The organism is Candidatus Dependentiae bacterium (genome assembly GCA_003511165.1).
Taxonomy (GTDB): Bacteria; Babelota; Babeliae; order Babelales; family UBA12411; genus UBA12411.
In genome coordinates this window covers 1-22,994 of record DOJW01000002.1, presented here as the reverse complement: position 1 = coordinate 22,994, position 22,994 = coordinate 1, and the positions used below count along the sequence as shown (strand labels likewise).

Annotated in this window: 17 protein-coding genes and 2 rRNA genes; 7 read left to right on the top strand and 12 right to left on the bottom strand. The window is 32.1% G+C overall.

The genetic code is table 11. The annotated features are described in order from the left end of the window. Positions 1–132: 132 nt before the first annotated feature. Positions 133–1,512 (top strand): hypothetical protein, encoded by a 1,380-nt coding sequence (locus DEA20_00945; protein ID HBS47755.1) that lies wholly within the window; start codon positions 133–135, stop codon positions 1,510–1,512. On the opposite strand, the gene DEA20_00940 is transcribed toward DEA20_00945, so the two are convergent. The 3 genes from DEA20_00940 to DEA20_00930 all read right to left on the bottom strand — a co-directional run bounded on the left by DEA20_00940 (position 1,509) and on the right by DEA20_00930 (position 5,715). Beyond that, positions 1,509–2,822, bottom strand: a complete 1,314-nt coding sequence (locus DEA20_00940) for a hypothetical protein (GenBank protein ID HBS47754.1) — start codon at positions 2,820–2,822, stop codon at positions 1,509–1,511. The two genes, DEA20_00945 and DEA20_00940, sit on opposite strands and share 4 nt — an antisense overlap. A gap of 21 nt (positions 2,823–2,843) precedes the next feature. Next, positions 2,844–3,959, bottom strand: coding sequence for a rod shape-determining protein RodA (locus tag DEA20_00935; GenBank protein HBS47753.1), 1,116 nt, complete (start codon positions 3,957–3,959; stop codon positions 2,844–2,846). Positions 3,960–4,080: 121 nt separating this feature from the next. After that, positions 4,081–5,715 (bottom strand): hypothetical protein, encoded by a 1,635-nt coding sequence (locus DEA20_00930; GenBank protein ID HBS47752.1) that lies wholly within the window; start codon positions 5,713–5,715, stop codon positions 4,081–4,083. A 122-nt stretch (positions 5,716–5,837) separates the two neighbouring features. On the opposite strand from DEA20_00930, the gene DEA20_00925 reads away from it, so the two are divergent. From DEA20_00925 to DEA20_00915, 3 genes are all read left to right on the top strand, one after another. Continuing rightward, entirely contained in the window at positions 5,838–8,558 is a 2,721-nt protein-coding gene (locus DEA20_00925) for a hypothetical protein (GenBank protein ID HBS47751.1), read from the top strand. 179 nt (positions 8,559–8,737) lie between these two features. Continuing rightward, the gene (locus DEA20_00920) at positions 8,738–9,040 is read left to right on the top strand and encodes a nucleotidyltransferase domain-containing protein (protein ID HBS47750.1); all 303 of its coding nucleotides are present in this window, start codon (positions 8,738–8,740) and stop codon (positions 9,038–9,040) included. Beyond that, on the top strand, positions 9,028–9,480 hold the full coding sequence (locus tag DEA20_00915; protein HBS47749.1) for a hypothetical protein: 453 nt from the start codon (positions 9,028–9,030) through the stop codon (positions 9,478–9,480). The genes DEA20_00920 and DEA20_00915 overlap by 13 nt, the downstream gene beginning before the upstream one ends. Here the strand turns inward: DEA20_00915 and DEA20_00910 are convergent. Beyond that, positions 9,466–10,311, bottom strand: coding sequence for a hypothetical protein (locus DEA20_00910; GenBank protein ID HBS47748.1), 846 nt, complete (start codon positions 10,309–10,311; stop codon positions 9,466–9,468). The two genes, DEA20_00915 and DEA20_00910, sit on opposite strands and share 15 nt — an antisense overlap. An 11-nt stretch (positions 10,312–10,322) precedes the next feature. Beyond that, a complete protein-coding gene (locus tag DEA20_00905; protein ID HBS47747.1) occupies positions 10,323–10,607 on the bottom strand; it encodes an HU family DNA-binding protein in 285 nt (94 codons plus the stop codon). Positions 10,608–10,960: 353 nt separating this feature from the next. On the opposite strand from DEA20_00905, the gene DEA20_00900 reads away from it, so the two are divergent. Beyond that, entirely contained in the window at positions 10,961–11,485 is a 525-nt protein-coding gene (locus DEA20_00900; GenBank protein HBS47746.1) for a hypothetical protein, read from the top strand. A 17-nt stretch (positions 11,486–11,502) separates the two neighbouring features. Here the strand turns inward: DEA20_00900 and DEA20_00895 are convergent, their stop codons facing one another. The 3 genes from DEA20_00895 to DEA20_00885 form a co-directional block, all read right to left on the bottom strand. Then, on the bottom strand, positions 11,503–13,407 hold the full coding sequence (locus DEA20_00895; protein ID HBS47745.1) for a hypothetical protein: 1,905 nt from the start codon (positions 13,405–13,407) through the stop codon (positions 11,503–11,505). Then, on the bottom strand, positions 13,404–16,856 hold the full coding sequence (locus DEA20_00890) for a DNA polymerase III subunit alpha (protein HBS47744.1): 3,453 nt from the start codon (positions 16,854–16,856) through the stop codon (positions 13,404–13,406). The genes DEA20_00895 and DEA20_00890 overlap by 4 nt, the downstream gene beginning before the upstream one ends. A 115-nt stretch (positions 16,857–16,971) precedes the next feature. Next, complete coding sequence (locus tag DEA20_00885) at positions 16,972–17,928, bottom strand: hypothetical protein (protein HBS47743.1); 957 nt, start codon at positions 17,926–17,928, stop codon at positions 16,972–16,974. A gap of 428 nt (positions 17,929–18,356) precedes the next feature. On the opposite strand from DEA20_00885, the gene DEA20_00880 reads away from it, so the two are divergent. After that, positions 18,357–18,596: a hypothetical protein gene (locus DEA20_00880; protein ID HBS47742.1), complete on the top strand. Its 240-nt coding sequence runs from the start codon at positions 18,357–18,359 to the stop codon at positions 18,594–18,596. Between the two features lie 45 nt (positions 18,597–18,641). On the opposite strand, the gene DEA20_00875 is transcribed toward DEA20_00880, so the two are convergent. Beyond that, a complete protein-coding gene (locus DEA20_00875) occupies positions 18,642–19,445 on the bottom strand; it encodes a TatD family deoxyribonuclease (protein HBS47741.1) in 804 nt (267 codons plus the stop codon). Between the two features lie 113 nt (positions 19,446–19,558). Then, positions 19,559–21,001: a hypothetical protein gene (locus tag DEA20_00870; protein ID HBS47740.1), complete on the bottom strand. Its 1,443-nt coding sequence runs from the start codon at positions 20,999–21,001 to the stop codon at positions 19,559–19,561. Between the two features lie 260 nt (positions 21,002–21,261). Here DEA20_00870 and DEA20_00865 point away from each other — a divergent pair, with 260 nt between their 5' ends. Next, positions 21,262–21,723, top strand: coding sequence for a hypothetical protein (locus DEA20_00865; protein HBS47739.1), 462 nt, complete (start codon positions 21,262–21,264; stop codon positions 21,721–21,723). Positions 21,724–21,785: 62 nt separating this feature from the next. On the opposite strand, the gene rrf is transcribed toward DEA20_00865, so the two are convergent. Continuing rightward, positions 21,786–21,900 (bottom strand): 5S ribosomal RNA (gene rrf / locus DEA20_00860). Between the two features lie 81 nt (positions 21,901–21,981). Continuing rightward, positions 21,982–22,994: ribosomal RNA gene (locus DEA20_00855) — 23S ribosomal RNA — on the bottom strand; the annotation flags it as partial.

Here is a 22,994-nt window from a genome sequence, read left to right as displayed (position 1 = left end):
CAAAACGTTAATTGCTATACCTACCCTTTTGACAAAAAAACACGATTTCTACATACTAAATTGAAATAAAATTAAATACAAAACTTTCAAAATATTTATATCTGAATCGACTATAGATGGAAAGGTTAATTAATGAAAAATTTAACAAATAATAAAAAAGTAAGAAATTTAGTACTTTTATCACTTTTTTGTGCATTTTCAACACAACAAATAAAAGCAGAATATTCAACACAAGCCAAAGTGGTCGTACTCACCGCTGCTGCAGGAGTTACAACAGTTTCAGCGGCAATAGCTGCATTTATTTATTCAAAATTTTCAGCTCAGCCTCCAAAGGAAATAATTGAAGCAGGGAAAAAAAATACTTCGCCACAACAATATGCTGTAAATAACAAACCATTACTCGGTTCTCAAAATCCAAATTTCGATTTAATACCGCAAACACAGAATGCTAGAACAGAAGAAAGTTTTCCAGCTAACGATCAAACTAAAAAAAATCTAAAAAAAGATACCGAAGGCCTAAAATTTTTAGCTAATTCACCAAAAAGTGAATATGAATTTCAGCAAGAACAAGAAGGACTTAAAAAACAACACGCCGAAGAACTTAGATTAAAAGATAGAAATTTAGCAGCTTTACAACAACAAGAAAAATTACTAAAACAACAAATTGAAGAAGAGCGACATAAATCTGTAATGCTCCTGATAACAGAACAAGATAAAAAAACAGACGAGCTATCAACATTGCAAGGAAAACTAGAAGAACAAGCACAAAAACATGAAGATGAATTATTTTTTCAAAAAAGAACTCTCCAACAAGAATTACAAAAAAAAGAGCAACAACATAGAACAGAACTACAAAGTCAAAAAGAAGAAGTTGTTAGAAACGAACAGTCAACTCAAATTAAGTTAAAAGAACTTAAATCAGAACAAAATGAACAATTAGGCATGCTAGAAGAAGATTTATTAGCTCAACACGCCAAAGAAACGGAGGCTTTAAGACTTCAACATCGAGAAGAATCACAAAAGCAAGAGCAACAACATAAAGAAGAAGATATCAGGCATGCTGAAAACCTAAAAAAATCGGAAGAGCTTCGAGCAGAATCTGAAAAAGATACTCAAATGGCAACTCTTTTACTTAGCGCAGTTGTACAACAATCAAAAGAACTTCAACAACAATCAACAGAACAGTTAGGTATGCTAGGAGAAGATACAGCTGCACAAAATTTAAGATCCAAAGATGCATTAGAAGATTTAATGTCGCAACGTGAACAAGATTTACAACAACACCTACAAAATGTTGCAGATTTATCTCAAATTGCCCAAAAAGATCTTATTACAGTTAAAAGAGAACAACAAAAATTATTAGAACAGAGGCTACAATATTATCAAAAAGAAATGGACGAATTGATTTCCTCTTCGCCGGACAAACCGCTTTCAGTATTTAAAGCACGCGTAATATCCGGGCAACTAGCACTAGATCTATTAAAAATCTCATTAGCAAAATTAGAAGATTAAACAAACTTCTCAACCAAAGATTTGATCCCGCATTCAACCCTTGCAGCTTCATCTGCAAGCCAATTTTTGGCTTTATCACCGCAAGTTTTGATCTGTGCTGAATCATTCAATAAATTTTGAACTTTTACAAAAAGATCTTTTTCATCACAAACGTCAAAAGCAGCATTTGCTGACAAAAGTTTTTTGGCGGTTTCTGCACAATTTTGAAAGTTTGGACCAAATATGGAAAGCTTTCCCCATGCAGCAGATTCCAAAAGATTATGTCCACCGACAGGTACGAATGTACCACCCAGAAAGAAAATATCGCAAAGCGGATAAAGCTTGAAAAGCATTCCAAGTCTGAAAACAACAATCAGATCCAAATCTTTTGAATGCAAAATTTCGTTTTCATCAAAAACTGTTTGCTCATTCCAAACTTTGAATTTTAAATTTTGCATTTTTACATTTGCTATAAGTTTTTCCTGCCATATGAGATGACGAGGAACCAAGATAAGCTGCAAGTTGGCAAACTGCTCTTTTAACTTTTTAAACATTTCAAGATAGATCAAATCTTCAGAGGGATGGATCGAACCTGCAAGTAGTACAATTTTATCTTGCGACTTTAAACTAAAAATTTGATTTTTCGTATCAAGCAAAAAATCTCTTTGTTTTTCAAAAACATTGTAAGATTTGATATCGCCAAGAACTGTAAGTTTGTTTGGATTCACACCAATTTTTTCAAATCTTTGTTTGTCTGCATCGCTCTGCGTATAAACAAAATCAAAAACATTTATAAGCGGCAAAAAAAATTGGCGCAAATCATAATATTTTTTTTCGGACTTTGGTGAGATGCGCGCATTGATCAAAAAGTTTTTCACTTTTTTCATCTTTGCAACAAGTAGCAAGCTCGGCCAATACTCAGCCTCTACCACAATAAAAAAATCCGGTTTTATTCTGCTAAAAGCAAGCCAAATAAAACCAATAAAATCAAAAGGTAAATAGCTGATACAATCTGCATCCAAATATTTTTTGGCCATTGCCATGCCGCTATCAGTTCCACATGTAACATAAATAGCCAAGCTAGAATTACTATTCTTTATCTTTTTTATTAAATTCTGAATCGACAAAATCTCGCCAACAGAAACAGCGTGAAACCAAACCACTTTTTGATCTTTTTTCAAACCAATAGATGGAACCAAACCTACCCTTTGCCAAAATGATCCAAAAACAACTTTGCCTTTTATTTTGCGTAGCAAAAGATAAAACAGCAGAAATGGCAATGCTATTATTTGAAAAATTTGATAAAAAATAAAAATTACAAAAATTGGCATTAAATTTTCCCTAAAAATTTTCTAGTAATAAAAACGCCTGATGGCAATGTTATTTAACCATCCAAGCGCAGCCATAGAGACCCAGAGATTACTACCCCCATAACTAAACAGAGGAAGCGCTATACCGACGGTTGGCAAAATCCCGACAACCATGCCAATATTTATAAAAACGGCGAGCATAATCGGCGCAAGTAGCCCAATTGCAAGAATCTGAATGGTAGGATCGATAATGGTAAGAATAATAATCAAAATTCGAATAAACAAAAGTAAGAATAAAAAAATCACAAGCAGTGAACCAAAAAATCCTAGCTCTTCACTCAAAACTGAAAAAATAAAATCTGTATGATCTTCAGGCACAAAAGCTAATTTATTTTGCGTGCCGTTCAAAATACCTTTTCCAATAATCCCACCGGAACCTACCGCGATTTTCGCTTGCTCGATCTGATATCTTTCTTTTCTAATATCGCCATAACCAAGCAAAACCAAAACTCGCTGCTGCTGATATGGTTTTAACGTTTTCCAAAGTATGGGTGCCCCCAGCACAGCTAAAAGTCCAAAAATTACAAAAATCTTTTTATCAAGGCCCGCAACGTACAAAGTAATCATTCCAGAAAACAAAATTAAGAGTGCTGTACCCAAATCAGGTTGCTTCAAAACCAATACAAAACTTAAAAGTAAAATCGAAAGTGGAAATAATGATTTTTTAAAAGAAATTGTTATATTTTTTTGAATTTTTCCAACCTTTGAAATCGTTGAAAAATAACATGCTATAAATGTCGGTAAAAATAATTTAGCAAGTTCCGAGGGCTGAAACTTCATAAAATATAGATTTACCCATCGTTTACCTCCCATTGCAACATGTCCCGCAACATGTGTATAAATCAAAAGTAAGATAATAATAAAATATGTCAGATAACCAATATCAACTAATTTGCGAACATCTTTGAGCGAAAAAGCAAAATATAAAACGAGACCTATGATTGCCCAGTAAAACTGTTTTTTAAAAAGAGGTGAAATAGGATGTTCTGGCGAGTAGGTCGCACTAAAAACAAAAAGCAACCCTAGCGACAAAAGAGCCATGATCAGACCAAAATTAATCCAATCAAAACATCGAAAAAATCTTTTACCTAAAACCATTTGTAATAAAACCTAATTTTTAAATTTTAAATAACTGCTAAATAATATAGCAGTGTTGTAGAAAATTACAGCACTGCTATTAAAATTTAAGCGTATTTTTAAATTTATTTCTTACTTTTAACTATTTTCCAGGAAAATATGGCAACGCTTTGTAGGTTGAAGCGGATGGTTTAGGTACATCGAGAACCTGTGCAAGCGAGTTAGCTAGTTGTGGTACATAAACTCTTTTTGCAACCTTTTTATGTTCAAATTTATCTTTTTGAAAAACAACAAGCGGTACCTGACTACTGTAAGCATAAGGAGATGTATGTCCCGTACCTGTGTCATATTTCTCTATGTACATGTAAGGATAAATGTGACAAAAAACTTGCCCGCTTCGCCCTGGAAACAAATCGTTTTTGTAAACGCTTTCTAAAGAATTTTCTGGGTAGTAAGCAGAAGATATCTCAGAAGCAGTCCAACATTGTTTTATCGCAGGATGCTGCCTCAAAATAGATTTTATAAAGCTTAAAATTTTTGCCCTTTTCTCCATATCAATATCTTTTAATTTTGATTCATCCAAATAAAATTGAGGAAATTTAAAATCTTTAACAAGTTCTTTGATCGCAAACTCTTTTTCAATTTCTACATTTAAATTTTCAATAATTTTTTTGATATCAAATCGCTCCGCATTCATTCCTTTTTTCTTCAAATTTTCTACGATCGACATCGTACCATGGTCTGCTGTCAAAACAAAAAGAACTTTCTGTGGATTTACTTTGGAATAAACAAACTGAATAAAATCAAATATCTGTTTATCAAGTTGGTAAATCGTATCAATGTATTCAAAGCTATCAGGTCCGAAAATATGCCCTACTTTATCCAAACTGCTGAGCGAAATCCAAAGTAAAAATTTAGTCTTGGGTTTATTTTCAAACTCTTTGTTCAAACATTCACGTGCAAGACCAAGCAAAACATCATCCGATTTTGGAGATTGTAAAAAAGCGTCATGTCCACTTTCATCTTTAGCCGCCTCATCAAAAAATTGTATTTTTTGACCAATCAGGGGTTTTTGAGCAACTTTGGCATAGTTACCAATATCATCAAAATTGTATGCGCCGCTATTTTTGTGATAACAAAGCGTCCAAAAATAATCGGCTACTGGAAATACTTTATTGTTAAAAGCATCAAGCCAAGCAGGCAACTCATCAAAATATGCTTTGCTAGAAGTAAATTTACCCACAACTGAGTCAAACCAAATAGTTTTTCCAAGCTTGCCACCCATCCCTATCGCAGCTCTATCTTTCATCGAAAGTGAAAACACTTTGTTAAATGGACTATTTTGCATAATCATTTGGTCTGATAAATTATCAACCATAATATTTGCTGCAGATTTAAATTTTGTATTTTTTTCATCTCGATAAAAAACTGGATATTTTTTGGAAAGGTCAGAAATAGATTTTATTTTTTTACCTTTTTCATCATACCAATAATTTGCAACAATCCCATGTTCTTTTGGAGTAACACCACTAGCAAGCGTCGCATGACCTGGTGCTGTAGAAGTATTCGCATATGGATATGTTGCATCTTGATAATAAATTCCATTTTCTGCCAAAAACTTTATCCCGCCTTTTAAAAAAGGTAAAAGCTGTTGAACTTTATGATTTGCAAGTTGATCGATAACTATGACAACCGTTAAATTTGGATAATCTTGGCAAAAAATATTACCTATAAAAATTAAACTTAGTAAAAATATTTTTTTTGAGACTTTAAGCATATAACTCCTTATAAAAGTTAGCTTTGGAAAAGTTAAAACCAATGTTAAGATATAGCCTACGAAAAAGTTGAAAAATAAATCTACAATTTAAGGTTTTATATTTGTAATAATTACTAAAAACTATGATTCCAAGAAAAATTGAACTAAAAAATTTTTTAAGCTATGGCAGTGAAATTCAGACAATTGATTTTAAAGATCATAAATTAATCTGTTTTTCAGGTAAAAATGGAAATGGAAAATCTGCGCTTTTGGATGCACTAACTTGGGGCATTTGGGGATGTGGGCGGAAAATTTCTACCGCCGCAAAAGCAGATAGCGGACTTATAAGACTCGGGCAAACTCAGATGATGGTTTGTGTCGAGTTTGAATTTAATAGCAACATCTATAGAATTCGCCGCGAATTTGCCAAAACTTATGGCCGCGACTATCAAGCTTTGGATTTAGAAATATTCGATAATGAAAAAAATGCTTTTTCATCTCTCTCCGACAAAACGATCAAAAAAACTCAGGAAAAAATAGAAACATTACTCGGGCTTGATTTCGAAACATTTGCAAACTCAGCATTTCTGCGCCAAGGACTTGCAAATGAATTTTCACAAAAAAATCCCCGTGAGCGAAAACAGATTTTGTGCAATATTTTAGGCTTAAATAAATATGAAAACCTCAAAAATATTGCTCAAGAAAAAGCTAGAAATTTTACGGTTGAAAAAGAAAAAATCCAGACATTGATCGACCAATTAAAATCTGAAATGATACATGAAGAAAAGCTCAAAGAAGAGCTTAGTAATCAACAACTTTTGCTAAGCAAAAACAACTTGGAATCACAAGCTACAAAAAATGAAATAATCTCGCTCAATAAAAAGATCCTAGAGTTACAATCAAAAGAACATGAACTCAAAACGCTGCAAAATAAATTAATAGAAAACAAACAGCTATCAGAAAACAAAAAAACAAAATACTTTGAACTTGCAACAGTTTGGCGAGATATTCACAAAAAAAACCTGCATTGCGAAAACACAGCAGAACTAGAAAAACAAAAAAATGAACTTTCAAAGATAGAAAAGCAGCTTCGCGGACAACAACAAGAAGATCTAAAACTGCAAGAAGAAATATTTAAAAATCAGATGCTTTATCAACAAAAACTAGATCTGATAAAGAAAAAATGTGAAAAAGAATTTTATGAAGAAAAGTTAACTCTAGACCGCAGCAATTTAGAGTTTAAAAATATAACATTCATCACGAGTGAAAAACTAGGACAAAAAAAAGATTTAGAACTCAAAATAGAACTTGCAAGAAATGAACTGCTTGAAGTAGAAAAAGAGCTTAAAAAACAGGACGATTTTAAAATCAAATTTGAAAAAACAGTAAAAGATTTTGATAAGCGCCGAACCTTTTACAATGTCTGGATCCAAAAAGGAAACTGGGTTAAAGAGTCACTAGTACAACTAGAACGAAAAAAACATGTGATGCATGATGAAAAGAATCCATCATGCCCGCTGTGCGACCAACTATTAACAGCAAGTCGAAAAAAGTATTTAATTTCCACTTTGGCAGAAGAAGAACTCTTCAAAAAACGTCGTCTTAAAAAGTTCTCATTTTTGATTTCAACGCTAAAAGATCTTTTGTTTGCACAAAATGAAGAGATTCAAAAATTAAAAGCTCAAGAAGACCATTTTAAAAAATTAAATTCATTGCAAGAACAATATCTAAAACAAATACTAGAACAACAAACAACTCTAAACATAATCTCAAGCGAAATTGAAAAACTTGAGAAGAACAAACAAGAAATTAAAACAAATATTTCAAACATTTCTATTCGCGTAGCACAAAAAGAAAAAGAGCTGCAAAACATCGATAAAAATGAGATCGAATTACAAGAAATCACAAATTTGATAGTGCAACTACAAAATCAAAAAACCGCTCTAAATTTCGACTACCAAAACTATCTAAAAGTAAGTGAACAACTTGAAAAAATAGAAAACTCTCTTAAAGCGGTCGATGAACTAAAAAAAGAAACCCAATCGCAAAAAGAACGTCGAATTAAATTAACGGAAATTTATCAAGAGTTAAAAGAGTTAAACAAGTTATCACAAAGCTTAGAAAAACAGATTTTAGAATTCGGTAATATATTTGAAGCAAAAATAAAATTAGAAAAAGAGCTACAATTTTCAAACGAAAATTTATTACTGTTCGACAATGAAAAAAATAAGATTTTGCAAGAAATTGGAAGTTTAGAAAATTCGATAAAAAGAATTTCAAATCTAAAAAACGAAAATGTTGAAAAAGAAAGTCGCTTAAACTTTGTTTTCCAAGAAATAAATGATTATCAAAAGCTTGCAAGCTATCTTGGAAAAGATGGAATTCAAGCAATTTTGATCGAAGAATCAATCCCAGAAATCGAAGAAGAAGCTAATTTGATATTGTCCAAACTAAGCGACAATCAAGCACAAATTTTCATTGAATCTCTGCGCGATTTAAAAAAAGGCGGCGTCAAAGAAACATTAGACATAAAAATATCCGATGCAACAGGAATCAGACCGTATGAAATGTTTTCTGGTGGAGAAGCTTTTCGTATCGACTTTGCACTTCGAATTGCGATTTCCAAAATGCTCGCACGTCGAGCAGGCACCGCGCTTCAAACATTAATTATCGACGAAGGTTTTGGCTCACAAGATGAAGAAGGATTAAACAGGCTAATGGAATCAATTTATTCAATACAAGATGATTTTTCTAAAATAATCGTTGTATCACATTTGAATTCGTTCAAAGATAATTTCCCAGTGCATTTTGTGGTAGAAAAAACACCAAGTGGATCCGTGGTAAATGTTGTTGAACGTGGATAAAATAAATTAAAGTCGAATATAAAAATAATGATTTTGCAAAATAATAACAAAATTAACTTCAATAAATTGACTTGATATTCTTTATTTTGTAATTATTTGCTTGGTTAATTAAATAAAACAAAAAACATAAGCGATAAAAAACGGTCCCCATGCGCAATTATTAAAATTATGGGTAAAAAATGGAATCAAACTCCTCTGCAATAAAGTATAAAAATGAAATTGTTAAAATAATTGAAAAACATTGCCCTGCCTGTAAAATTTATCTTTTTGGATCACAGGCTAAAGGAAAATTTAAACAAACATCTGATATAGATATCGCTTTAGAAGATAAAAATAAAATCGAAAAAATAACAATATCAAAAATAAAAGATGATTTGGATGAATCTAATATTCCATTTTTAATTGACTTAATAGATTTAAATGAAATTTCAAATGAATTTAAAAATAACATAAAAGGAGATTTGGTTTTATGGAAGCTCTAAATGGAAAGTATGAAACATGCATTCAAGCATTAAAAACATTAAAAGAAGGAATAGACAGCATCGATATTCTAAAACAGCAAACTTTTACAGGTATATCTAATGAAGATTTAAAAAAAATTTTTAGAGATTCCATAATTCAAAGGTTTGAATATTCTTTTGATTGTGTCTGGAAATATTTGAAATTATTTTTAGAAAATCAGAAAATAATTTTAGAAATAAAATCTCCTAAATATATATTTAGACAACTTATGGCTATCGGAATTATAAACGAAGAAGAATGCCTAACGGGCATGCAGATGGTTGATGATAGAAATCTTACGACGCATCTTTACAACGAAAAAAAAACAAACGAAATTGCCATAAACATTCTCCAATATCATAAATTAATGAAAACGATTATGGAAAAATCAAAACCCGAACTTTGTTTAGGAAGTAACTAATTTTTTATAATTCCTACAAATCAAAATTATAATAATCAATATAAAAAACAGATGTACCAAAAAAGATTGTCGCAAATCTGCGCTTACCCAAAAAGGTAAAACCTCTTCCGATGCAAAAACGATAAAAGGTGCACGTCTAAGAAGAACTTTGAATGCCACAAGTCCCATATGAGATGCGATTGAAATGTACAATTTCCCAGATAAAACAAAAATCAGATTTAGTAAAAAACCAAGTAAAAATAAACCAAGACCTAATTTCCAATTTTTTGTAACCAAATTCAGCGGATTTGTAAGATCGTGCGCTAACATAAAAATAAATGATGTAACAAAAATTGATCGAAGTGGTGTAAAAAACTGATTGAAATAGTTATAAACCATCCCTCTAAAAATTGCCTCTTCGCTCCATGCAAGCAAGAATACTACGAAGAATGCAAACGATATTTTCCAAATTAATTTTAAATTAAAAAATCCCCACTCGGGGTTGTAATGTGCAAAACCTAAAAATAAGAAAATAAATTGAGTTGTCGCATGCAAAATAAAAAATATAGAAAAGAATAATAAAAACTTTTTTAACATTCCTTTGTCAGCAAATGAAAAAATTGCAGCATCAAGAAATTTATTTAAAAGGGGTTTCGAATGAAAAAGAAGCATCAAAATAATTTGATACAAAACCATAACGGAAAATGCAATTTTCCCACATCCTCGATTTGCAAGCAAATTAAACGAAGGATCAAGATAAATTGCAATTGGTTGAACAATAAAAAAAGAGATTATAAAAGAAAGGGCCGATAAAATTATCGGCCCTAAAATCGTGCTTATTTTTTTAAGCATATTTAAGTTCTTTAAACCTTAGCTGCTCGAACTTCTTCTCTCAAGCGCTTGCCTGGTTTAAATCTTGGAACATTTACTGCTGGAAGAGTAATTCTCTCTTTTGTTGCAGGATTAATTCCAATTCGAGCTGGTCTTCTTGATAACCAATAAGTTCCAAAACCTGTTAATGCTACTTTGTCACCTTTTCTCAAAGATCTTTCTATGATTCTTGTGAATGAGGACAAAATTTTTGTGATATCTTTTTTGCTAAATGCTGTTTCTTCGCTTAATGCATTTATCAATTCGTTCTTATTCATAATATAAGACTCCTATTTATTTTATAATGGTTGAACAACTGCGTTAAACGAAAATTTAGATATTGTTACATTCTTTGTCAAGAAAAATAAGTTATTCCTAAGGCACTTTTAACTTCATAAAAAAATTTTATATTCAATTGCATTAATCTTATGACGCATTAATAAAAGTAAATTTTAAATTTTTTATTTATGCCTATTTAAGAAGTAAATTTTTTAATGTAATTAATTTTTATTGATTTTAATAACCAATATTGTTTGTAATATATTTTTAGTTAAATATCATATATTGATTTTATTTTTCTAAATGTAGAAAATATCAGAAAGGAAAAATGTTCGAATAAAAGGAATTAGGAATGCAAGCAAAAGAAAAAAACGGAGCTTCGAGTATCGCGTGGTTTAAACTTGCTCAATTTGTAACCACGAAAGAGAAAGAAAAAGCTTTAGGTCTTTATAAATTATTATCTTATTCCATTGATAACAAAGCGTATTCGCTTCAAGTAGAAGCGGATTTATTTTTAGCGTTTGAAGATTATGAGGTTGCCATGACAAAATATCAACAAGCCGCACTGCTTTATAAAAAAGAAAAAAATCTTGTTTTAGCCGCATCTGTTTATGAACATTTAACAACTCTACAACCAGAAAATCCACATTTTTTAAGTACGCTAATCGAGGTTTATGCAAGATTAGAATGGGAAGAAAAAGTAGAAGAACGATTTAATAAATTAATTGAAAACTATAAAAACAATAAAATTAATAAAGACGTTTTATTAAATACTATAGACCAAATTCGCAATGTTTTTGCTGACGAAAACAAAGAGTCTTCACTTAAAAAATTTGTAGCCTTTGTAAATATAAAAGCACCAGAATTTGCAACTTAAAAAACAAATAAATTAAATCAATTATTTAACTCTTCGAATAGTTTCTGCCACATCTCCAACTGTTGCAGAAGTTGTTTTTCTATCTCTTGCAGCTTAGCTGTTACAGAATCAAACTCACGAGTTCCATATGGAAACTTTTCAAAAAGCTGAACCGTTTCAGCTTTTTCTTTTTCTAAACTGGCAATTTTCTTTTCAAGATTTAAAAGTTTATGTTGTTTGGATTTTAAATCTTTAGTTTCTGAAAAATCTTTTTTGTGATCTTCTTTTTTACTAAAACCTTTTACTTGCAAGTTTGACTCTTTTATAACTTTATCTTTTGATTGATGTTCTTTTTGATAAAGATAATCTTCATAATTTCCGCTGTAGCCGAATAAACCATCAGGAGTCAATTCTAAAATTTTTGTTGCAAGATTATCCAAAAAATTGCGATCGTGTGAAACAAATAAAACCGTTCCAGGATATTGTTGCAAAGCTTGTAATAAGTTATCTTTTGATTCCAAATCCAAATGGTTTGTAGGTTCATCTAAAATTAAAAAATTTGCATCCTGAAGCAGAACCTTTACCATTGCAACACGATTTTTTTCACCACCGCTCAACACTGCAATTTTTTTATAAACATCATCTCCGCTAAAAAGAAAAGCTCCTAGCATCGAACGAATTTTTGCTCGTTGCTGCGATGTTTTAGTAGCCTTTTCACATTCTTCTAAAACTGTATTTTTTTTATCCAACACTTTCTCTTGGTCCTGTTCAAACGTTACAAATTTGACATTATGACCAAATTCAAAAGATCCACTATCGGATTTTAGTTTTTGGGAAATCAAATTAAGCAATGTAGTTTTTCCAACTCCATTTGCGGCAACTATTGCAGCTTTTTCATCTCGTAAAAGCTCAAATGAAACATTTTTAAAAATATAATGATCATTATATTTTTTAGATAAATTTTCAGCTTTTAAAACCACTTTTCCAGGTTTTACAAAGTCCTGAAAATTTAATTTGATTTTACCTTGCTCGGTACCTATTTGAATTCTTTCAACTTTTTCTAAAGATCTGAGCATACTCTGCGCCATTGAAGCCTTGCTTGCTTTTGCTCGGAAACGATTGATCGTTTCCATTTTCTTTTTTATGTCGCGTTGCTGCTGCTCAAATGCAACTTCCAATGCTGCTTTTTCACCTTCTTTTTGCTGCAAAAATTGTGAGTAGTTTCCTTGAAAAATTCGACCTTTTCCCCTATCAAGTTCATAAATATAATCACAAATATTATCCAGAAAATATTTATCGTGACACACAAGCAAAAAACCAAATTTCGCATTTTTTAAAAAATATAAAAACCAATCTTTTGTAACAATATCCAGGTGATTTGTTGGTTCATCAAAAAGATAAAAATCTGCATTTTGCAAAAGCAATTTAGCAAGAACGACTCTCATTTTGAAACCGCCACTAAGATGTTCTACCGATTTTGTAAAATCTTCTTGTTTAAACCCTAAACCTATAAGAATTTTTTTTGCATCTACAACCAAACGATCAAAATCATTGTTAAAAAGCTCTGATTGAATAAAAGCCATTCGTTCAATAGCATGGCCTTTTTCGTCTTCTTTTAAATTTTCAATCCGATTTTCAAGCTCATCAAGCTCTTCTTTTAATGTAAAAAGTTCCTCAAAAGAATTGAGTGTTTCATCTAAAATTGATTTATTAGAAACTAAAACAACCTCTTGCGGCAAATAAGCAATTTTTGTTCTACTTGCAGTAGTAATTTTACCTTCATCGATTATCTGCTTTTTACTAAGAATTTTCAAAAGAGTAGATTTTCCACTTCCATTTCTTCCGACAAGTCCGATTTTATCTTCCGAAGAAAAGTTGAAAGAAATGTGATCAAAAATTATTTGCTGCCCAAAATTTAAACAAAGATTTTCTGCTTTTATCATACTAAGTTACACTTTACTGCCAACCCGGCATCCTCTAATTTTTTAATATTTTCTATGTTAACTACAATTTTATAACTCGATCGCAATTGCAATCTTTCATTATTCTCTCTGAAAAACAGATTAAGCGGAACTCCTACGGATCCAGTAAGTTCTTTAATTTGTTTACATCCTTCTTCATGAATATCTTGCTCGAAATCAATCTCCACATTTTGCAAGTTTTTGTTATCATCAAAAACTTTTTCTAAAGGTATAATACTATTTGCTTTTATTTTACATTTATTAATACCAGCTAAATCAACAAATCCTTTAATAATGAACACTTTGTGGTCGGAAAGATGTTTTTCAAATTCAGCAAAAACTCGTGGGAAAATAATAATTTCACTTATTCCTGACAAATCTTCTACTTGAGCAAAAGCCATTCGATCACCTTTTTTGGTATTTATTACTTTAAAGGTTTGCAAAATTCCGCAAGTCGAAACTTCAAACTCTTTTTGTCCTTTAAAATTTTGAACTTTTAACAAAGTATCTGCAAAGGACTCGAATTTAAAAAGTTTTAAAAACGAATTGTACGCTTTCAGTGGATGTGAACTTAAATAAAAACCTGCTATTTCTTTTTCTTTTTCAAGCTTCTCTTTTTCGCCCCACTCTTCACATGGTTCAAAAGAATAAAATGTTTGCATTTGAGAGTTTGTCTCTTTTGCAGTTGCACCAAAAAGGGACATTTGACCAGTTCTTGCAGCTTCTTTTTTCAAAATTGCAAGATCAATAATTTTATCAAGCTCATTCATTTTTTGCGCACGATTTCCCGGCATGCAATCCATAGCTCCGGCACAAACCAAACTTTCAATAACTCGTTTGTTAACAACACGCAAATCAACTCGCATGCAAAAATCTAAAAGATCTTTGAAATCTCCTTTTTTTCTTTCTTCAAAAATATTTTCAAGCGCAGCAAGACCAACATTTTTTATTCCCTGCAAACCAAATAAAATACCGTTGTTAACTGCTACAAACTCTCCTTGCGAAATATTTATATTAGGGGCTGTTACTTCAATCCCCATCTCACTAACTTGTTGCAAATAAAGTGAAAGTTTATCGGGATCATTGGTTTCAAACGAAACTAATGCAGCCATAAATTCATGTGGATAATTTGCTTTCAAATATGCAGTGTGATAAGCAATTAACGCATATGCGGTCGAGTGTGATTTGTTAAACCCATATCCTGCAAAATAAGCCATAAGATCGAAAAGATCTGCCGCTTTTTTCTCATCCAGATTTTTCTCTTTTGCACCTTTTACAAACTGCTCTTTTTGGGCAGCCATAACATCTGCTTTTTTCTTACCCATTGCTCGGCGAAGTAAATCTGCACCACCAAGAGTATATCCCCCAATGACAGATGCGATTTTCATAACCTGCTCTTGGTAAACAATAACACCATAAGTTTCTTCTAGCACTTCTTTGAGCGCATCAAAAATATATGTTACCTTTTTTCTACCATGTCGACCTTCGATAAAGTCGTCGACCATTCCAGATCCAAGTGGACCCGGACGATAAAGCGCATTCACAGCTATCAAATCTTCAAATTTATCAGGTTGCAGTTTACGTAAAACATCTTTAATACCATCCGATTCAAATTGGAACACTCCAGTCGTATTACCTTTACACAAAAGACTAAAAGTTTTGGGATCTGTTAACTCTAACTTATCAAGATTTATTTTTACGCCATGATTTTTTTCGATAGATTTCAGTGCGCGCTCAATCAAAGTTAAGTTTTTTAAACCCAAAAAATCCATTTTCAAAAAACCTAAGTATTCCAAATCGGTCATTGTGTATTGCGCAACGAGTTCATCTGTTTTGGGCGGAATATAAACAGGAAGCATTTCTTCAATTGGTTTTGGAGAAATCACAACGCCCGCCGCATGCTTTGAAGCATGTCGAGTTAAACCTTCAAGTTTTAAAGCTACATCCATTAATCTTTTTACATTTGGATCATTATCAATCATTTCTTTGAGGCGAGGCTCTTGAGTAATAGATTCTGCAAGCGTAATTTTTAATTGCTCAGGGATAAGATCTGAAATTGCAGCTGCATCTTTGAAAGGGAAACCAAGTGCTCTTGCAATATCTTTTATGACACCTTTTGCCATCATGGTACCGAAAGTAATAATCTGACATACACAATCAACACCATACTTTTGGCGAACGTAATTTATAACATCTTCGCGGCGCTCTATGCAAAAATCTATATCTATATCAGGCATGGATATTCGTTCTGGATTTAGAAATCGCTCAAAAAGCAAATTGTATTTTAGAGGATCAACATTTGTGATGGCAAGTGCCCATGCGACAAGCGAACCTGCTGCGGAACCTCTTCCTGCGCCTACCGAAACTCCATTGTTTTTTGCCCAGCGAACAAAATCACTAACAACCAAAAAGTATCCTATGAATCCCATGCTTGTTATAAGATCGACTTCGATTTTTAATCGTTGATCATAAATTTCATATTGATCTTTTGGGATTAAATCTTTTTGCTTTAATTCTTCTAAACCTTCAACGCACAAATGTTTAAAATATGATTTTTCGTCATGCTCCGCCGGAATCTCAAATTTAGGAAAAAACAGTTTTCCAAAAGTGAATTTGAACTCGCATCGATCGGCAATCTCTCCAGTTTTCCAAACTATCTCTTCTCTACCAGGAAAAGCATCTAACATTTCTTGTGTTGTTCGCAAATAGCAGTTTGCATCACCAAAAGTATATCTATCAGGATCAGAAAAAAGACCTCGCGTTTGGACGGTAAGTAAAATTTCATGAGCTTCACGATCTTCTTTGTGCAGGAAATGAGCATCACATGTTCCTATGATTGGCAAATCATATTTGCTAGCAAGCTCGAAAATTTTTTCATTTGATGCTATTTGCTCTTTATAATCTGGAGGCTGAACCTCCATCAAAAAATTATTTTCCCCAAAAACATCCAAAAACCACTCCACTTTATCTTGCGCAGCCTCCCAATTGTTTTCACTAAGCAATCTTGGAATCTGTCCACCGATACATGCAGAGGATGCTATCAGACCTTTGGAATATTTTTTTAAAACTTCATAATCGATTCTAGGTTTAAAATAAAAACCTTCTTTGTAAGAAAAAGCCATTAAATGGCAAAGATTTCTGTACCCTTCTTCATTTTCAACAAGTAACAAAAGATGGTGATATTTTTCTTTCACATCTTTGATTTTGCAATCATTTGTTATATACATTTCACAGCCAAGGATTGGCTTGATTTCTTTTTTTGCACATTCTTGGAAAAACTTAACAGCACCAAAAACATTTCCATGATCTGAAATTGCTATAGATTTCCATGCTTGTTCTTTTGCAAATTTAACAAGTTCTGAGATTTTTATAGCACCATCAAGTAGTGAAAATTCAGTATGAAGATGTAAATGTGAAAAATGCTTTTCCATTAAAACTTTCTATAAAAATTTAGGGGCTAGAAATAGATTCTTTAATCCCCAATTCTAGCCCATTTTTAGCTTTTTTAAAACAGCAAAAAAGAATAATTTCCAGTAAAAATGATCCTCATTCAATAAAATAATCGAATAAACTTCTAGCTATTCTTGCAATCGCAAGAGCTCTATCATCAGTAAGTCGCATAGATTTATTTGAATAAACAGCTAAAACAAGATGCCCCTTACCTCCAGGCAAGGTTATAACCCCAACATCGCTGATAATTCCATCCATAGTTCCAGTTTTATGATAAACCTTTACATGTTTTGGCAAAAGGTGGACCATGCGCATCGAACCAGTACAGCACTTAGCCATACACGAAAACAAAAAACTGGTTGATCGTTCACTTACCAGTTTCCCTTCAAAAGCTTGCGCCAACAAGTCAACCATTACCCGAGGTGTTGTAGTATCTCTCTCATCAACATAAAATTTTTGTATAGCATTTATACGCTTTTCTCTATTTACAAGACTTATTTTTTTACCATTTCTTCCTCTGGTATAAAGTTTCCCTCCTGTAAAATTTGTAATCCCCGCAAAATCTTTACGCATTTTTAACACAGGTCTATCAATACGCATCCCATAAATTTGATGCCTACTAAGCCAACTATTTACAGCAAATGGACCGCCCGTCATTTCCAAAACTCTATCCGATGTCGTATTATTGCTTCGCGCAAGCATAAGCTCTATACATTTCCTCAATGTAACTCGATAAACTTTTTTTACATTCGGAGTTTTTTTACTTCGCCCAACAAATAAAACATGTTGATTTAAACTCAACCTACCGCTATCGACCAAAGATAAACAAGATAGTGCTATTGGAATCTTATAGCTGCTCGCCATAGGAAAAGCTTCATGCGAATTAAACTCAACTCGCCGCCCACTTTCAATATGAAGAGCTGCAACCCCCATCTCCCCAGGAACCGATGTACATATTTCTTGTACTTTTTTTTGAATATCAAAATCGCAAAATAAGAAAAATGAATTTGTATTTAAAACAAAACTTAAAACTATTACTTTTTTGAATTTCATTACTTGCTTCCTTTTTTTATTTTTACCTAAACAACTTCCCCCCGATTTAGATAAAACTCTATATTCTTAAGTTAAAATATGATGAAAGAATTTACTATGAAATTATAAAAAAGATCTATTCAATCTTATAAAAAAACATTTTTTCAAAAATATAGATTTTCAAAGGCCATGAGAGCTAAATTAAATGTAAGTAAACAGTGATAATAATTAATCAAAAGAGGAATAAATGTAATTGTTTGTATAACTAATTATTGGGGGAGGAAAGTCTAATGAATGCAAATATTTTATATGGGGCAATTTGCATTATCTTACTCTGAACAATCTCACAATCATATGCTGGAAAAAGGCATGCTCGAAGTGATGCATTCGACCGACCGATAACAAGACAAAAATCTGCTGAATTAGAACAAGAAAGTCAGCAGGCTAAAATGTTAGTAGCTCAATCTGCTGAAGAATCAATTATAAAGATGACAGATGAAGAAAAAGAATTATTAGCAGAAGGCGTTAAACTTTTTAATCTTGGTAAATATTTAAAAGCTTTCGAAATTTTTTATCCTTTGGCAAAAGAAAAAGAAAACTTTCTTGCAATTTATTATCTTGGAATGCTTACGGTAAAAGAATTTAAAGCTCCTTTTACTAATCCAATACCCGATGAAATGTATATCTAAAAAATAAAAGGGGTGAAAATATCACCCCTTTTTAATTTCATTAATTTATACTCCAAATAGTTTTTGCACATTTGCAGATGTCATCATCGCAACATCTTCTATAGAAATATTACGCAATGCTGCAATTGCTTGTGCAATTATCGGAATGTATTTGGGATGATTTTGTTCTCCCCGAAACTGTTGCGGTGGCAAAAAAGGGGCATCCGTTTCTAAGATTATATGTTCAAGTGAAATGTTTTTAACTACTTCTCGAAGCTTGTCATTTTTGGGATAAGTAATAGGACCACCAATTCCTAAAAAAAATCCTAAATCTAAAAATTTATCTGCTATATTTTTGTCATAAACAAAACAATGATTAACTCCGCGCACCTTTCCTTTAAATTCAAATAAAATTTCTAAAACTTCACTCAATGAATTTCGAATATGAACTTCAACGGGAAGATCATATCTTGCAGCAAGCTCTAACTGTGCTATAAAAACTGTTTTTTGCAAATTTTCATCAAATGGTTTATGAAAAAAATCTAATCCAATTTCACCAATCGAAACTATCTTGTTTTTATCTTTTTCTTTTACTAATTTTTCAATTTCATTTAAATCTCGTTCCCAATTTTCATCACAATCACAAGGATGGATACCAACTGCAGCAAAAACGTTTTTACATTTTATAGCTATAGCTACCGAATTTAACGATTCATTTAAACTAGTTCCCATATTTATTATTTTTGTAACCTTAGCAACAGCAGCATCTTGTACTATTTTTTCAATTTTGCTTAATTCTTCTGCATTTAGAATTTCATTAATTTTCTTGCTAACCATCATATTTAACTGGCAATGTGAATCTACAAACATTTAACTCCTTTATAAATTTTATGATCAATATTTATTTTTAAAGAGCATACAAATTTCATAAAAAAGGAGCGAATTAATTCGCTCCTAAATCTTTTTATTTTTACATTATTAATTTAACTAATAGGCTCGCTCATCTGTGAAATAAGACCTCTTAAAAACCTATCCACGTTGCTACCTCTATCATTTATATCTTTTTTCCCATATAATTTTCTAAAATCAGCATGCTCTTTATCGCTAAATTCACGCTCTTTAAGCACTTGATTTGCAATTGCACCTTCTGGCGAAACATCATATCTAATAACTAATTGCGAAAAAGATTTTTTACCCTCATGCACATCAATATTCAAAGTTAAACTTCTATGAATTTTGTAAAATTGAATTTTTTGATAAATTTCGAAAAAATCTGAAAGCATCGATTTCATATAAGAATGATTAGGATCATTTCCATTTATTTTTGTTGCAACATTGTACACAGAAATATCTTTTTTAGAACTAGCTTTTCTTGCTGCCCAATTTTTTAACCAAATATCATGAATTGGGTCTATATTTCCAATAAGTTGAATAGCATCTCCTAGAGAATAAAAATTTAAAACAACAGTAGCATAAGAAGCAAAATTCTTATCAACATTCTGTCTAACAGGAGTTCCAATGTTTATCATCAAATCAATAGAATCAACAATAGAGCCACTTAACCTCTGTACAAAATGCCTTTTTCTCAAAACATTCGATGCAAAATTAACAACGTTTCCGCCATGACTATGTGCAATTGTTATAACCTCGCTAACATTATCTCGGACTGACCTAATATATTGAGCCAATAAAGCACCTCCAATCATGCGATGTATATAATCATTTTTGCCACTCCAAAAAAAGGAAATTACATAAATTGGCCGCTGTTTTGCATTTGAATACAACATTGCAAAATCTTTTATAGAGCTAAAAATAAAACTTTTATCATCTACTTTTGATAATTCAGGAGAATCTGACGCAAAAGTACCATGAACTAAAAATAGAATTATTGGGTTTTTGTTTTCAAAATTTTCATTACCACAATAATATAAAATTCTATTTATACCCTCGTTTTTACTATAAGATTGATCCTGCAATAAATTTTTATTAAATACTACATCAAACCAATTCTTATTGTTTTCTATGCTTTTCTTTTTTGAATGAACTAAAAACTCTTTCCATAAGTCAATCTTAGGTGTAGCAAAATAAGCATCTTCAATTATGTCATCCAAAACTTGATCTATTTGACCTATTGAATTTTTAAAAATGTTCTTTAAATTTTCTGCATACTCCGAAATAGTTCTTTTTTTTGTAATATATTTTTTAGCAACATCACTCAAAAATAAAAATTGTTCCATTTCCTTTGCAGTAAAACTTTTTACAGCTTCTATTTTACTTTTAACACCCTGTTTTACGCTTTCATAAGCAGTTTTAGCTTTTTCAATTACCCCACTAAAAAAACCTTTAGGGGATAAATTTAAAGATAAAAAAGAAGAATATAATAAAATAATAACAAATTTGATAAAAAAACTATTTTTAATATTCACATAAACTCCTATTTTGAATAAAAAATAAATATTAAAAATAGTTTAAAAAAAATGAATTTATAAAATCAACTTTAACAGAAATATGTAAAATACCTTCATTTTTGCCATGTTTTAACAATATAAATATTTTATTGCAATTTGAAATATTTTTTTGATATATTAAGTTTAACAACTAGTAAAATTGATATAATGTTTTATATTAATCACATAATGTATCAATAAGTATTTATTTTTTTAATAAAAACGAAAAAGGAAATATAATGAAAAACGTATTTAGAAAATCGATTATTGTTACCTGTGCATTAATTTCAATGCACTCTTCAGTTATGTTCGGAATAACAGAACAAGAAAATAGAAAACTTTTGGACTTACAGTCAGTAGTATCATTTATTAAACAAGGATCACAAGAATTATTACATCGTACGAATTTACCTAATAATAAACAAAGTTTTATCCATTCTTTAACAAACATAACAGACTTTTATTTTCGTAATGAATATATGAGTATGTCATTTAATCGATTTTTAGCATTTCATGGGGAAGATAGAGAACTAAATACTGAAGCCTTATTAAAAAGAGTTACAACTCTTACTCAAGGGATATTAAGAAGAATATCTGAAATTGAAGCAGGACCTAGTTATCATGGGCTTGCTCCAGAACTCGTAGGTTCTTTAAATACTGTAAAACAAGAAGTTCAAGCTTCATTAGCATTAGAACGATAATTTTTGAGATATTTAATTTATCAACAAAAAAGGCTCCGAAAATTTTCGGAGCCTAATTTTAATCCTGGCAGTACCTATTTTACCGTGCCGTCTCCAGCAGAGTATCGTCGGCGTGATGAGCTTAACTGCCGTGTTCGGAATGGAAACGGGTGTTTCCTCAACACTATCACCACCAGGAAATTTTCAAAATTTATCTGTGATTGAAATATTTGTAACGTAAAGCCTTATAATTTTCTCAATTAAAAAATCAATGTAGACAAAACCCTCGATCTATTAGTACTGGTTAGCTCAATACATTACTGTACTTACACACCCAGCCTATCAACCTTGTAGTCTTCAAGGGATCTTACATGTTAATTTTCATTACTCAAACCGAAGCTCAAATAAATCTAATTAACGGGGTATCTAATCTTGAGGTGGGTTTCCCACTTAGATGCTTTCAGCGGTTATCCCATCCAAACTTGGCTACCCAACGTTGCTTTTGGTAAACAATTGGAACACCAGAGGTTTGTTCATCTCGGTCCTCTCGTACTAGAGACAAATCCTCGCAAATACCCTACGCCCACGATGGATAAGGACCGAACTGTCTTGCGACGTTCTGAACCCAGCTCNNCCGGCGTACCTTTTATCCGTTTAGTGATGGCCCTTCCATATGGTACCACCAGATCACTAAATCCTGCTTTCGCACCTGCTCGACCTGTATGTCTCGCAGTCAAGCTCCCTTCTGCTTTTACACTCTATATGACGATTTCTATTCGCCATGAGGGAACCTTTGAACGCCTCCGTTACATTTTGGGAGGCGACCACCCCAGTCAAACTGCCCACCAGACAATGTCCTTCTTCCGGATCACGGATAGAAGTTAGATTTTCGAATCATTCAGGGCGGTATTTCAATGATGACTCCGCTACAGCTAGCGCCATAGCATCAAAGTCTCCCGCCTATGCTACACAGACTAAACCAAAAATCAATGTCAAGTTGCAGTAAAGGTGCACAGGGTCTTTCCGTCCTATCGCGGGTAACCGGCATTTTCACCGATACTACAATTTCACTGAGTCTATCATTAAGACAGCGCCCAAATCGTTACGCCATTCATGCGGGTCGGAATTTACCCGACAAGGGACTTCGCTACCTTAGGACCGTTATAGTTATGGCCGCCGTTTACCGGGGCTTCAATTCAAGGCTTGCACCTCTCCTCTTAACCTTCCGGCACCGGGCAGGCGTCAGTCCCTATACGTCGTCTTGGACGACTTTGCAGAGACCTGTGTTTTTG